The 14,641-nt window shown below is 37.6% G+C and carries 12 protein-coding genes and 1 pseudogene; 3 read left to right on the forward strand and 10 right to left on the reverse strand.

From position 1 onward, the window contains the following. The first annotated feature begins 78 nt into the window (after positions 1-78). A complete protein-coding gene (locus tag H7254_RS17845) occupies positions 79-2,577 on the forward strand; it encodes a DUF5916 domain-containing protein (protein ID WP_301934259.1) in 2,499 nt (832 codons plus the stop codon). A 45-nt stretch (positions 2,578-2,622) separates the two neighbouring features. On the opposite strand, the gene H7254_RS17850 is transcribed toward H7254_RS17845, so the two are convergent. Both H7254_RS17850 and lysS read right to left on the reverse strand, forming a co-directional pair. Then, the gene (locus tag H7254_RS17850; protein WP_301934260.1) at positions 2,623-4,773 is read right to left on the reverse strand and encodes a DPP IV N-terminal domain-containing protein; all 2,151 of its coding nucleotides are present in this window, start codon (positions 4,771-4,773) and stop codon (positions 2,623-2,625) included. A gap of 180 nt (positions 4,774-4,953) precedes the next feature. Continuing rightward, positions 4,954-6,477 carry a lysine--tRNA ligase gene (lysS, locus tag H7254_RS17855; RefSeq protein WP_301934261.1) on the reverse strand — a complete coding sequence of 508 codons (1,524 nt, stop codon included), beginning with the start codon at positions 6,475-6,477 and terminating at the stop codon, positions 4,954-4,956. A gap of 151 nt (positions 6,478-6,628) precedes the next feature. Between lysS and H7254_RS17860 the strand changes: the two genes are divergently transcribed. Beyond that, positions 6,629-7,336 carry a DUF4197 domain-containing protein gene (locus H7254_RS17860; protein ID WP_301934262.1) on the forward strand — a complete coding sequence of 236 codons (708 nt, stop codon included), beginning with the start codon at positions 6,629-6,631 and terminating at the stop codon, positions 7,334-7,336. Positions 7,337-7,610: 274 nt separating this feature from the next. On the opposite strand, the gene H7254_RS17865 is transcribed toward H7254_RS17860, so the two are convergent. From H7254_RS17865 to H7254_RS17880, 4 genes and pseudogenes are all read right to left on the reverse strand, one after another. Continuing rightward, positions 7,611-8,651, reverse strand: a complete 1,041-nt coding sequence (locus H7254_RS17865) for a patatin-like phospholipase family protein (protein ID WP_301934263.1) — start codon at positions 8,649-8,651, stop codon at positions 7,611-7,613. Positions 8,652-8,726: 75 nt separating this feature from the next. Beyond that, a pseudogene (locus tag H7254_RS17870) lies at positions 8,727-9,146 on the reverse strand (Uma2 family endonuclease); the annotation flags it as partial. A gap of 144 nt (positions 9,147-9,290) precedes the next feature. After that, entirely contained in the window at positions 9,291-10,175 is an 885-nt protein-coding gene (locus H7254_RS17875; RefSeq protein WP_301934264.1) for a flavin reductase family protein, read from the reverse strand. After that, the gene (locus H7254_RS17880) at positions 10,175-11,179 is read right to left on the reverse strand and encodes a fumarylacetoacetate hydrolase family protein (RefSeq protein ID WP_301934265.1); all 1,005 of its coding nucleotides are present in this window, start codon (positions 11,177-11,179) and stop codon (positions 10,175-10,177) included. Before H7254_RS17880 ends, H7254_RS17875 begins: the two co-directional genes overlap by 1 nt. A gap of 106 nt (positions 11,180-11,285) precedes the next feature. Here H7254_RS17880 and H7254_RS17885 point away from each other — a divergent pair, with 106 nt between their 5' ends. Continuing rightward, positions 11,286-11,960: a sterol desaturase family protein gene (locus H7254_RS17885; protein ID WP_301934266.1), complete on the forward strand. Its 675-nt coding sequence runs from the start codon at positions 11,286-11,288 to the stop codon at positions 11,958-11,960. Between the two features lie 48 nt (positions 11,961-12,008). On the opposite strand, the gene H7254_RS17890 is transcribed toward H7254_RS17885, so the two are convergent. Genes H7254_RS17890 through H7254_RS17905 form a run of 4 tightly spaced genes read right to left on the reverse strand, consistent with a single transcriptional unit; the run spans position 12,009 to position 14,532 of the window. Continuing rightward, a complete protein-coding gene (locus H7254_RS17890) occupies positions 12,009-12,326 on the reverse strand; it encodes a hypothetical protein (protein WP_301924327.1) in 318 nt (105 codons plus the stop codon). Between the two features lie 31 nt (positions 12,327-12,357). After that, positions 12,358-13,137 (reverse strand): TIGR02757 family protein, encoded by a 780-nt coding sequence (locus H7254_RS17895; protein ID WP_301934267.1) that lies wholly within the window; start codon positions 13,135-13,137, stop codon positions 12,358-12,360. After that, positions 13,137-13,388 carry a hypothetical protein gene (locus tag H7254_RS17900; RefSeq protein WP_301934268.1) on the reverse strand — a complete coding sequence of 84 codons (252 nt, stop codon included), beginning with the start codon at positions 13,386-13,388 and terminating at the stop codon, positions 13,137-13,139. The genes H7254_RS17895 and H7254_RS17900 overlap by 1 nt, the downstream gene beginning before the upstream one ends. A gap of 4 nt (positions 13,389-13,392) precedes the next feature. Continuing rightward, positions 13,393-14,532 carry a cystathionine gamma-synthase gene (locus H7254_RS17905; RefSeq protein ID WP_301934269.1) on the reverse strand — a complete coding sequence of 380 codons (1,140 nt, stop codon included), beginning with the start codon at positions 14,530-14,532 and terminating at the stop codon, positions 13,393-13,395. Positions 14,533-14,641: the final 109 nt, after the last annotated feature.

Below are 14,641 nucleotides of genomic sequence, written 5' to 3' on the forward strand. Positions count from 1 at the left end.
GATGCTGGTGTGCGTTTAATTTAACAAACGCTTTATTTTTTGTCAGAATAAAGTTTCTCAATCAAAAAAAATTTTATCATGATTACTAAATATGCAGGAATGCTGACAGCATTACTTGGAGTGCATCTTTTTGTCGCTGCCCAAACAGAAATAAAAAAGATAACAGCATTGAGATCGGGTACTGTTTTTAGAATAGATGGTAACCTAAATGAACTTGAATGGAAAACTGCACCGGTAGCGGGTAAATTTATTGAGTTAAGACCTAACACTTTTAGGAAAGAAGATGAAGCTAACCGCACAGAAATTTACATTCTCTACAATAACCAGGGAATCTATTTTGGCGGCTATTGCCACGAAAAAAATAAAGATAGCATTGCAACAGAACTGGTTGGAAGGGACAATTTTGGCAGTAATGATTTTATTGGCGTTGTGCTGGATACTTACCTGGATAAATTAAATGGCTTTGAGTATTTTGTTACACCGCTGGGTGAGCAGATGGATGCCAAAGTAATACCACAGGACAACAATGGCAACTCAGAAGATTTTTCCTGGAACAGTGTTTGGCAAAGTGCCTCCAAACTACAGGCAGATGGATGGAGTTTTGAAATGTTTTTACCCTATTCGGCTTTGCGTTTTAGCAAAAAAGATGTGCAGACATGGGGACTTAATATTGTGAGAAGAAGAAACAAAAGCGGTCAGCAATTATTCTGGAATCCGATTGATCCAAAAGTAAATGGTTTTCTTACACAGGAAGGTATCTTAACGATTCCCGATAAAATATCTCCACCGGTGCGTTTATCTTTTTCTCCCTATTTCTCTACTTATGTAAACAACTATCCTTACAATTCGACAGGTGTAAAAAATACTACCAATGCATTTAACGGGGGTATGGATATTAAGTACGGCATTAATGAAAGCTTTACGCTGGATGCCACACTGGTGCCTGATTTTGGACAAACGCAAAGCGACAACAGGGTTTTAAATCTAACCCCTTTTGAAGTAAAATATAATGAGAACAGAACTTTTTTTACTGAAGGTACCGAGCTTTTTAATAAAGGTAATTTATTTTACAGCAGGCGCATTGGTGCAACCCCCATACATTATGGCGACGTTAGCGGCATGTTAGACAGTACGCAGCATATTGATAAAAACCCTACTGAAACCAAGCTGTTAAATGCCATAAAAATTTCGGGGCGAAACAAGAATAAACTGGGCATCGGCTTTTTCAATGCCATCACTCAGCCTATGTATGCTACCATACAAAATGATAAGGGTCAAAAGCAACAAATTTTAACCAATCCACTCACCAATTATAATATTTTGGTGTTGGACCAAAGCCTTAAAAATAATTCATCGGTAACATTGGTAAACTCCAATGTGATGCGCAATGGTAAAGATTACGATGCCAATGTCACTGCCGCGTTATTAAATTTATACGACAAAAAAAATAAATGGAATCTCAATGCCAATGCATATTCAAGTACCATATTCGGTAATACAAATACTACCGGGTATAAATATGGCGCCGGCCTGGGAAAGGTAAGCGGAAGCTTTAATTTTTCAACCATGGTACAGGTAGTTGATGATAAATTTAATCCCAACGATATGGGTATTCAATTTTACAACAACAATATCAATGAGTCTTTTTTTGCCGGATACGCCATCACTAAACCCACCCAATGGTTTAACCGGTTGTTTAACAATTTTAATTTCAATTACGATCAGCTTTTTGTGCCAAGGGCTTATCAGTCACTTAAGTTTAATTACAACAGTCATCTGCAATTGAAAAACCTGTGGTGGATAGGATTGTTTACAAACGCATCATTAAAGGGAAATGATTTTTATGAACCCAGGGTAAACGGGCGGGTTTTTAAAAGCCCGGCTTACTTTACACAAGGTGCGTTTGTAGAAAGCAATTCAGCAAAAAAATACAGCATAAGCCTCGTCGCAATGGTTGGCAATACCTTCCTTTTTAATTCAAAAGAACTGTATGTTGAATTTACCCAAAGCATGCGTTTTAATAATAAGTTTTCCATCACTCATTACATTAATTTAAATCCCATCAGCAATAATATTGGATTTCCAACAAGCAATGGCAGCAACGGTTTAGATGGAATATATACAAACGAAATTTTGTTGTTTGGCCGGCGCAGCCGCACCACGGTTGAAAATCGGTTGAATTTTAAATACAGCTTTAATAATAAAATGTACATCACCATGCGGGTGCGGCATTATCTTGGAACGGTAACGTATAAAGAATTTTTTATTTTAAATCAGGCAGGTACTCTTGATGCAATTCCTGACGGCAGTACTGCTATAAAACAATACATCAGTACCAATCATAATTTTAATAATAACTATAACACGTTTAATGTGGATATGGTGTATAGCTGGCGTTTTGCACCCGGTAGTGAATTTAACATTGTTTGGAAAAACGATATTAACACGTACGAAAGAGATGTGATAAACGGCTATTTTAAAAATTTTAACAGTGCCATTGCAGCACCGCAAAGCAATAGTATTTCAGTAAAAATTCTTTATTATATCGATTACCTGCAATTGCATAAAGCCAAATAAAAAAGCTGAACTTATGGAAGGAAGCTTTTTAAGAAATAAGATATTTTATTTTAGCATTAAATTATTCACCGGTTTTTTCAGCAGGTATTTGTAAATGAATTCTGTTTTTAAATTCATATAGTGCAGCCATTTATTACCGCCCCATCCATGTCTGCCGCCACTGTATTCCATAAACTCAAATTCTTTTTTATCATCCTGTAATTTACTGATGAGGTTGATGCTGTTCTGGATGTGTACATTGTCGTCAATAACACCATGAACAATCTGTAACATGCCTTTGTATTTATCAACATACGTTAATACCGAACTTGATTTATATCCTTCCGGATTTTCTGCAGGTGTATCCATGTAGCGTTCTGTGTAATGGGTATCGTAAAAACTCCAGTCGGTTACGCTGCCACCTGCCATGCCATGAGTAAATACATCGCTGCCATAAGTAAGCGCATAACAAGTTAGATAACCTCCGTAGCTAAAGCCGGTAATGCAAATTTTTGTTGGGTCGGCATTGCCATTTGCAATCAGCCATTTTACCATGCTTGTATAATCCTTCATTTCCCAATAGCCTAAATTGCGGTACATATAATTTACACCTTCCTTACCAAAATGTCCGCTGGCACGATGATCCATCACTACCTGTATTAAACCTTCTTTTGCATAAAACTGCTGGTTGCCATTTAATCCCCAGCTATCCCAGCAGGTGCCTGCATTGGGGCCACCATAAATTGAAATGAGCACCGGATATTTTTTATTTTTATCCATGTTTACCGGCCAGGTAACTTTCATGGGCAGTTCGTATAAACCGTCCTCACTTTTTACCCGAAGCAAAGCTGTGGCAGCCAGGTCGTATCCTGCAAATGCTTCACCTTTTGTATCTCCTATCTCTTTTATAATTTTTCCTTTATTATCAACCAGGGTTATTTTGGTGGGTGTAGTAACATTTGAATAAGTAGTAATAAAATAACTGCCATCCGGTGATAGGTTTATATTGGTGTTATTATATTCGCCAAAGGTTAACCGTTGTAAATCCTTTCCGTTCAGTCCGATGCTGTAGAAATCCATTCGGGCAGTATTTTCCCTGCTTCTTGCAGTAAAATAAACAATCCCTTTTTTCTCATCCACTTTGGTAAGATTGAGCACTGTGAATTTTCCGCTTGTGATCTGGTTAATCAATTTTCCAGTCATGTCATACAGGTACAAATGGTTCCAGCCTGTCTGATCACTTTCTAAAATAAAATTTTTGCCGCTGGGTAAAAAATGCAATCTTTCATAGCCATCTTCCAGTTGTATCCATGTTTTTTGTTTTTCGTCGTAGATTTCTTTTTTAATGCCGGTGGCAGGGTTTACGGTCCATATCTTTAAGTTATTTTGTGCACGGTTTATCCATTGTACCCATAAGGCGCTGCCATCCGGCGTCCAGTAAGGAGCACCAAAATATTGATCATCTTTTTCATTAAAATCTGCAAATGTAATATTGCCGCCATCTGGCGAAACCATGCCAATTTTCACCTGCGGATTTGCATCTCCTACTTCGGGATAACGTTGTTTTTCTACATAACCATGCTGACCGTTTCCATCTGTAATAGTAAACACGGGCACAGGGGAATTATCTGTTCTGAAAAAAGCCAGGTGTTTACTATCGGGGCTCCACCAAAACGTACGGTACAGGCTTGCCCTGCCTAAAATTTCTTCTGTATAAACCCAGCTTGCATAGCCATTTAAAATAACATCACTACCGTCGGTGGTGATACGGGATTCTTTTTTTGTTGAAGTATGGATGGTATACAGATCATTGTATTTTGTAAAAGCCACATAATTGTTATCCGGACTAATTACAGGGTTTATCTTCTTTGCAGTGTCGCTGGTAAGCTGGGTTTCAACGCCATTTACTTTTATAAAAATATTGCCGCTCTTAAGGTAAGCGTTTGCGTTTGCCACATCTGCAGTTTTAGAATCAATTGCGGATACCTCTTTTTCTGTACCGCTTTTACAATCCAGTACAAAATCTTTTCCGGCACGTGTGATGCTCACATGGCTGTCGTCTATCCATTTATTAATAAGGGGTAAGGATTGAATAATGCCTTTAAAATCATTTTTAAAATACTGATCATCGGAGAGTTCTTTTTTTTGCGCCGTTGCATAAAAAGATATCAGCGCCAATACAATTAGGGCAGTTGTTTTTTTTACAAAGAATAGCATAGTTTACCTGTTTATATTTTAGGTAACAAGATAGTTTTTTTGAAGGAGATGAAAAAGTTGTTGACTGGAAGTAATCATCCGCAGGTAATCTAAACAATGTTGGTTTTGATTTCCGGCAAAAAAATACCAATCGCATTTTAATTTTGTGATTGGTATTTGAAAAATATTTTGAATAGCTCCTTAATCAAAAGTTTCGGGGCGCATCATCGGAAAAAACAATACATCCTGTATAGAATGCTGGTTGGTTAACAGCATGGCAATTCTGTCAATACCGAAACCAATACCACTGCTGGGGGGCATACCATATTCCAGTGCACGTAAAAAATCATAGTCAATAAACATCGCCTCATCATCTCCCCGCTCCATCAGTTTGGTTTGTTCTTCAAAACGGGCTCTTTGTTCTATCGGATCGTTCAGTTCAGTGTAGGCATTGGCAATTTCTTTGCCATTGCACATCAGCTCAAAACGCTCAACCAGTCCGGGTTTACTACGGTGCTTTTTAGTAAGGGGACTCATCTCTACAGGGTAATCGGTAATAAAAGTAGGTTGTATATAATTGCCCTCGCATTTGCTGCTAAAAATTTCATCTATCAGTTTTCCTTTACCCCACTTTTCATCTGCATGAATTTTCAATGCTATGCAAACGTTTCTTACGCCGGCTTCATCCATTTCACTAATGTCAAAACCTGTAAATTCTTTTATGGAATCGTACATAGTGATTCTTTTATAGGGTGCCTTAAAATCAATTTCTTTATCCCCCACCATTACTGTCGACTGGCCATTGGTAGCCAGGGCTGCATTCTCCAGCAACTGCTCAGTGGTTTCCATCATCCATTCATAATCTTTATAGGCAACATAAAATTCAAGCACAGTAAACTCAGGGTTATGCGTTCTGTCCATGCCTTCGTTGCGGAAGTTGCGGCTAAATTCATACACCCATTCAAAGCCACCTACTATTAATCTTTTTAAATATAATTCGTTGGCAATGCGCATGTACATGGGTACATCCAATGCGTTGTGGTGGGTGCTAAAAGGCCTTGCCGCAGCACCGCCCGGTATCGATTGCAATACAGGCGTTTCAACTTCCAAAGCACCACGCCCGTTTAAAAATTGACGAATGGCATTCATCATTTTGGTACGCTTGATGAATGTTTCTTTTACACCGGGATTTACAATCAAATCTGCATAGCGCTGGCGGTAGCGAAATTCAGGATCGGTTACTTCATCAAAAGCTTCCCCATCTTTTTCTTTTACAATGGGTAGTGGACGCAATGATTTGGTAAGTATTGTGAACTCTTTTACGTGAACAGAAGTTTCGCCGGTTTTGGTTGTAAATACATAACCTTTTATACCAATGATATCACCGATATCAACCAATTTTTTCCAAACAGTTTGATACAAAGTTTTGTCATCTCCGGAACAAATATCGTCCTGCTTAATGTAAAACTGAATTTTTCCCACCGCATCCTGCAGCACAGCAAAGTTTGCTTTGCCCATATCCCTGACACTCATGATTCTGCCGGCAATGCATACATCTGCAAACTGGTCCTTATTTTCTTCGCCCTTAAAATTTTCTTTTATAAAAACAGAACTGGTGTTAACCGGGTACAATGCGGCAGGATAGGCATCAATGCCCAAATTATTTAGTGCTGTTAACTTTTCTCTTCTGATGATTTCCTGCTCTGATAAATGTGTAGTGCTCATGAAATAATTATAATTGTAGATGCTTAAATATTGCAGATAATGGTATCTTTTTGCGAAGATACCGCTTGAAACTCATTTGTCCGTTTACATTGCAGCAGCTACATAATATGGCAGGATACTTGACTATATTTGTTTTGTAAATAACCAGTCTATGAAAAAACTTTTATTAGCACTAACCATTGCAGTATTATTTATTGGATGCGATGTACTGCAACAATTACCACAGGCCGCCGGAGCTGGAAGTGTCCTTACAGAGGATGATGCAGCAAAAGGAATTAAAGAAGCCTTAAGCCAGGGGTTGGCAAAAGCAGTGTTACAATTAAATAAAGAAGACGGATTTTTTAAAGATGCAAAGTACAAAGTATTGTTGCCGCCTGATGCAAAAAAAATAGAAAACGCATTACGTACAATTGGTTTAGGAAGCATGGCAGATAAAGCTATTTTACAAATTAACCGGGGTGCCGAAAATGCTGCAGGATATGCCAAACCAATTTTTGTGGATGCCATTAAAAATATGACGTTGAATGATGCCCTTGGTTTGGTGAGAAATGGCGATACCAGCGCCACTCATTTTTTTAGAGAAAAAACCACTGCTCAGTTAATAGCTGCTTTTACGCCGGTTATAAAAGCTTCGCTTGATAAAGTGGAAGCTACCAAATACTATGGCGACATTGTAAATAAATACAATAATTTTCCGACCACATTTACAAAATTAAATCCTGACCTGGTTAGCTATGTTACAATAAAAGCAACCAATGCTTTATTTGATCAGGTAGTCCTGGAAGAAAAAAATATCCGGAATAATTTTGCAGCAAGAACTTCTGATATTTTGAAAAAAGTATTTGGGCAGAAGTGGTAAGGCATCTAATAACAGGCGGTGCAAGGCAGCTAATTTATTTTAGCTTCAATTGATTGCCGCAATGGTATACAGGATAAAGTATTTGCGATTATACCTTTAAAAATTTGGAGGATATTATCAGAAAATCAGTTGATATCAGCCTTATTGTAGAAAAAGAACGAAGTATGTTTTTTAATACCTTTTGGGGCAAAGTTTATGAGTTTAAAATAAATCTTCAATATTCGTAATCATCAAAAATAATTGTTTATCCGCGGGAACGTACTGGGCAAAATATTTAATTGTGCAATTGTAAAAAATCTGTAGCAGCTTGTACGCCATTATTAAAAAGCATTTCTTTTTCAGCAGGTTTCATTTTGCGAATCCTTGCACGCAGGGTTCCATAACTGATGTAAATGGTTCTGTTTTTTTCATTTTCCCTTTCCGGATATTTTCCGTTGAGCGTTTCTAAAATAAGGTTATTAAAAGCATGCATATAATCTTTAAAAGACCGGATGATAAAGGGTGGAATATTGCTGTTGTTATTTTTAAGCGAATCAATTTGTGCCGGACGCTCCAGTTTTATACCAAGGGTTTGTGGATTAAAAAAGACCTTGTCAGACTGTAAAGGATTGATGTTATTTTCACTGCTGTCAAAAATACTAATGGGATAATTTGCAAGCATTCCTCCATCAACATAATAGTTTTTAAAAGAAGCCGTATCAGTTTTGTCAATTTTTTGATATTGATTGTCCACTATAACCGGCTCAAAGTAGATAGGTATTGCCCCACTGATTCTTACTGCCAAAGCAATGGGCATATCTGGTGTACGCTCGTAAGAAAAAACGTCGAGTTGCTGTTTGCTGAGGTTTGTGCCGGTACAATAAAAATCTTTAAATAAATTATTTTGCAGGTGCAACTGGTGCAACTCTGCAAAAGTTAAATTCATATCACCTGTTTTAGATTGTATCAATTGTTGAAGCCACAACTCAAATTTTTGCCCTTTGTACAAACCAAATTTGTGTCTTATCCGCCTGTATTTGCCCACTATACCACCCTTGCCATCATTAAATTTTTCAACAGGTAAAGACCGCATGATACTATCAATTTCTGTTGCACTGTATCCTACGCTGATCATAACACCGGCAATAGCGCCTGCAGAGGTTCCCGCAACTTTATCGATTTGCTGTAAAATATTTTTTTGTTCCAGAACTTTAAAAGCACCGGCATAGGCAAGGCCGCGTACACCACCACCTTCCAGCACCAGATTTTTATAGGGATATTTTTGCTGGGCCATGCAAATGCAGGGAAACAATAATGCAACAAGGGTTATTTTCATAAAGTGAAAATAAAACTTAGGATTGGTTGTAAAAGTTAAAACCGGTTTAAATTTACCGGATGAACGGGATATTTATTATTCCCAGATATCTGAAAGCAGTACTTTGGCTGTGCAGTCTGTATGCAGGGTAAAAATATAATGGCCGGAGGGTTCAATTTTATCCAACTGGTATTTATCTTCTTTATCCAGATGATAAATTTCTATTTCATTTTTATCAACATCCACAATGATGTAGTAAGGAATTTTTTGGGACTGGTAAATATAAAATTTATTGTTACGGTCTTTTATTACAGTTGAAGGTGAAAGAATTTCAACAACAATGGTGGCAGCAAAATCAAGAAAAGGTTTGTTTATTTCTTTACACACCACTACCGCATCTGGTTGAAGTATGGTGTCGTCTGCAACTTTAATATCTATGCAATCATATACTTTGCAATTTTTACAACTAGCTTTTTTTATGGCATTTCGTAATTCAGCTTTTATATTTGAACTTACCCATTGATGCCTACAGGTGCAGGGCTCATGGCAAAAGGAATGCCTTCAATTATTTACCAGCGGCCTTGCCACTGGCAGTAATCTTCGTAGGTATAATGGGGTAATATTTTTACTGCAGATGACATTAAATCAAATTTACAATAATTAATTTAAAGCAAGTAACACCTGCCAGGCCTCTTTCACCTTACCCGCATTCAATAACTGGGCAGCATATATATGCAGTTCTTTTTCCATCTCTTCGGGATTGATGGAATAATACTGAATGATGTTTTTAAGGGTATCATCATCAAATGTTGGGTCAACCATTGGGATAATGTTTACATTGGCCAGCTGACCAAGATTGTTCCCGCTGAGGATGGTGCTGTTTTTTATGGAGGCAGGTAATGCATCAATTCCAATACCCAGCTGTGTATTGGGTTTTTCTACTTTAAATAAATTACTTTCATCCACTTTGCAATACCAGTCGCCGCCAAGCCTTGCTACAAGCTGCAGTTTGGTCTGGTCTATTTTTCCATCCCCGGATAAAATACTTTCGTCTATGTGCATTACCAGCACTTCTGCAATAATTAAGTTTCCTGCGCCACCTTGCGTACCCAATGGTTTAACGTCATTTACCCTGCACTCCAGTTTTATTTTGCTTTGTTTTACCATGGGCGGTTTTACCAGTGTTGCAGCTTCCATGGTAAATCCTGCTTTGTTAAATTCATTCACTCCTTTGGCAAACTCACAACTGGCCAGCGACATTTGTTGTACCATATCATAGGTTACAATATTGATAACTACTTCCGGTACTTCCAATACGTTTTCAAGCGTATGCTTCGTGGTATTATTTCTGCCTCTTCTAACAGGCGAAAAAATAACCACCGGCGGATTGTAAGAAAACAAATTGAAAAAGCTGAATGGACTTAAATTAATGTTCCCCTCTTTATCAATAGTGGAAGCAAAACAGATAGGTCTGGGTGCAACAGCACACTGCAAATAATGTTGTACCTCAGCAATGCTGCTATCTTTCAGTTGTATACTTTTCATTATTTCTTTAAAGCGAGTATGGAAAAATCACTTTCATCTTTTACAATGGTATTGGTTAATTTACCCAGGCCTTCAATTTCCATGTCTATCACGTCGCCTTCTTTTAACCATTGTTCCTGGTAATGGTCATCGGTTAATTTACCAGTGCCGTTTAATTCAAAAAAACAACCGGTACCCACTGTTCCGCTGCCAATAATATCGCCTGCAAATAATTGCGTTCCATAACTGCAACGTTCAATTATTTCAGCAAAGGTCCAGGTCATCTCCTGCATATTTCCTTTGCTTACCTGTATGCCATTTATGGCGCAGGTCATAGTAAGGTTCCAGGCTTTACCGGTATGATTTTCGGGGCAGGGTATTTCGTATGCTTCAAGCTCGTCTAATGTAACCAGCATAGGTCCAATAATAGTTGCAAAATCTTTTCCTTTTGCCGGGCCGAGGTTTAAACGCATTTCCTCCATCTGCAACGTTCTTGCACTTATATCGTTCATAATCATTAAACCGCCAATATATGCATCGGCATCAGCAGCAGGAATATTTTTACCGGGTTTACAAATTACGATAGCGGCTTCCAGCTCAAAGTCAAGTTGTTTAAAATGGTCAGGCATGCATACGATTTCTCCAGGACCCTGTATGCTGTTATGATTTGTAAAATAAAAAACGGGGAACTGATCAAATTCAGGAATCATATCCATCTTCCGGTTTCGCCTTGCTGCTTCCACATGCTGCCGGAAAGCATACGCATCCCTGCAACTGGCAGGAAAAGGTATTGGGGGCAGCAATACAGCATCTGCCAATGTAGTGGTATATACATTGCTTTTTAAACCGCTCTTTATTCTTTGTTCGGCATTTTGTGCCACCGGGAAATAATCATCCCAGTAATTTAAAAACATAGCCATACTGGTAGGCAATTCGGGATGGATAGAATCCATATCATACAAGATACCATCTACACACATTGCCAAACGATCATGTTCCTCCTTTAAATAGGTTACTAATTTCATATAATAAAAATAAGGCACGAAAATAGGGTATAAATATTGATAATCACTTTAAGTAAATAGAGCGTTTTAGTGGAGATTAATTAATTTTACAACAGATTTATATAATATGAAATTCGATAAAATTCATAATAAAGGACAGGCACGTTTATTTAAAAATCAATATATTGAATACCTTACCAAAACGCACCCGCTGGTAATTTGGGCAATATATTTACCGGTGATTGCTTTGTTGTTATACTACAGTAACCAGGTGCTCAACATAGAGTTAACGCATGTGTTGTTCATTTTTTTTTCAGGTATGTTTTTCTGGACTTTTTTTGAATACATGCTGCATCGTTTTGCTTTTCATTTTATTGCAGAAAACGAAAGGGCCATGAAGATTTTGTATATCATTCATGGAAATCATCATGAATATCCCAGAGACCGGGAACGGTTATTTATGCCACCGGTTCCAAGCCTTATTTTATCTTCTGTAATTTTTAGTATCATGTTTTTTATGGCAAAATGGTTTGTAGTTACAGAAAATATTTTTGCATTTTTTGCGGGCTTTATGCTTGGCTATCTTATATATGGAACAATGCATTTTGCCATACATGCGTGGAACCCACCTTATAAATGGATGAAGCCGCTTTGGCGCAATCATCACCTGCACCATTATAAGAATGAACAACGTGGCTTTGGGGTAAGTACTACTTTATGGGACAGGGTATTTGGTACCATGTTTGACCTGGCGAAAGAAAAAGAAGACAAGGAAAAAGTTAAGGACCTTATGTTTAAATAAGAACAACTATTGAAGAATTTTTAAATTAAATAACTTTACCTATACCCGTTACCATTTTTCTTCTTCATTTATATCCTCCTCTTTTTTCGTGAATTGTTTTCGCAGTAAGTTTTTTTGCTGCTGCCGTTCGATGAGCAGGCGGGCAATTATTTGTCCTGCGTCTTCCTTCGGATTGTCTTTTAACACCTGCTTTAGTTTTGCCTCGTTTACATCAACCCTATACAGTATGAAAATAAGGTGATCAAAATTATCTTTTATGAGACCGTTTATTTTTTCTGCCAAAAAATTTTCAGCTTCCTGCATTTCATTTACCGTACCTGGCAATTGAAATGTTTGTTGCAGGTAATATTGCAGTTCCTTATCCATTTTATTTTTTATAAATATGCATAATAGTATATCAGTATTTTTCCGCAACACCCAGGCCAAACAAAGCGAAATCATATTTTACCGGATCATATTTATCAAATGTTCTTAAATAATCCGTCAGTTCCAAAGCTGCATTCCAGTCGGTTTGATTTCGGTGCAATAAATTAAATCTTTTTGAAACCCTGGCTACATGTACATCAACGGGGCAAATAAGCTGGGCAGGTGAAATATTTTGCCAGATACCAAAATCCACACCCATGTTATCTTTTCTAACCATCCAGCGTAAATACATATTCAGTCTTTTACACGAAGAATTTTTTTCAGGTGATGCAATGTGTTTTTTTGTTCTTTGCGGAATATCGGGTAAAGAAAAGAAATATTTATGAAATTCTTTTAACCCGTTTTCAACCGTTTTATCTTTTTTATTCATACCCTTTGTAAAAGCAATTTCCAACGAATCATGCAGTGAATAATGGAATCGTAAAAATTCAATAAAGTACAGCAGATCGGTTGCATTAAAAGTGCGGTGTTTAAAATGCTCCAGTGTTTTTAAATCATTTGCGGTATGATGCATCAAAAAATCATGTGGTGCATTGTTCATCAGTTGCAACAGTTCTTTACTTTTATTAATGATGGTAGTGCGGTTACCCCATGAAAATATCGCTGCAAAAAATCCTGCTATCTCAATGTCTTGTTTTTTTGAAAAGAGATGTGGGATTGAAACCGGATCATCTTTTATAAAATTGGATTGGTTATAAAAGATAACTTTTGCATCTAATTCTTTTTTTAATTGATTTTGTATATGGTGCATTAGTTTGCCCTTGTCGGTTTATTTTTTTTAAGTATCGCTGCTATGGCGATCACTACCCAAATAATATTTACAATCATAGATGGGTAAGCCTGGTGAACAAATGTATTGATGGTAAAGAAAATTCCGCCGAACAAATTACTGATGATATATACAACAGAAGAACTTTTGAGTTGCCCGTTGATATTAAAAAAGTAAGCCCCTACAATCAATACCGCACCGATCCATCCAATAATTTCGATAAAATAATTCATAGCACTACCCGATTGCTTTATTTAAATCTGCTATCAGGTCATCTGCATCTTCAATGCCCACACTTAAGCGGATAAGGCCTTCGCTAAGGCCGTTTTTAATTCTTTCTTCCTTTGGAATGCTCGCATGCGTCATACTTGCAGGATGGTTAATCAATGATTCTACTCCACCTAAACTTTCTGCCAAAGAAAAAAGATGGGTAGCCGATAAAACCCTTTTTACTTCTTTTTCACTTTCGTCCTTCAACTCAAAACTAATCATACCGCCAAAGCCCCGCATTTGCTTTTTAGCAATGGCATAGCCTGCACTGTCTTCAAACCCTGGCCAGTAAACTTTTGCAACTTTTGGATGTTTGCGTAACCAGTGTGCAATTTTTTCGCCATTTTCGCAGTGCTGCCGCATTCTTACATGCAAGGTTTTAATACCCCTTAAAACCAAAAAGCAATCCATTGGGCCGGGTACTGCGCCACAACTTTTTTGTATAAAATATAATTTTTCTCTCAGGGCCGCATCATTCATCATCAGGCATCCCTGTATTACATCACTGTGACCGCCGAGGTATTTTGTTGCGCTGTGCATCACAATATCTGCACCCAAATCAATGGGGTTTTGCAGGTACGGGGATGCAAAAGTATTGTCTACACAAAGCAATGCATTTGCTGATTTTGCAATAACTGCAATGGTTTCAATATCAGTAATGTTCATCAAAGGATTGGTTGGTGTTTCTAACCAGATTAATTTTGTATTTGTTGTTACGGCTGCCTGTACATTGGCAGGATTGGTAGTATCAACAAAAATAAATTTTATGTTGTAGCGCTCCCATACTTTGGTAAACAAGCGGTAACTGCCGCCATACATATCGCTGGCTGCAATTACTTCATCGCCGGGGTTAAGTAATTTTATTACACTGTCTGTTGCGGCAACACCGCTGCTAAATGCAAGGCCGTACCTGGCATTTTCAATGATGGCATATGCATCTTCCAATGCTTTGCGGGTGGGGTTTTGGCTGCGTGCATATTCGTATCCTTTATTTACGCCGGGTGCTTCCTGTACATAAGTAGAGGTTTGATAAATGGGCGTCATAATTGCTCCTGTACTGGGGTCTGGCTCCGCACCGGCATGTATTATTTTTGTAGCAAGTTTCATGGTATAATTTTTTATTTTTTATTTGCAATGCAAAGTAACATCTTTTGTTTTATCCTTTTTGCTTTACAACAGGTAATTGATAATAGTACAGCAGGGTATTTTTATTTTT

It is taken from the genome of Ferruginibacter sp., from assembly GCF_014377975.1.
Lineage (GTDB): Bacteria > Bacteroidota > Bacteroidia > Chitinophagales > Chitinophagaceae > Ferruginibacter.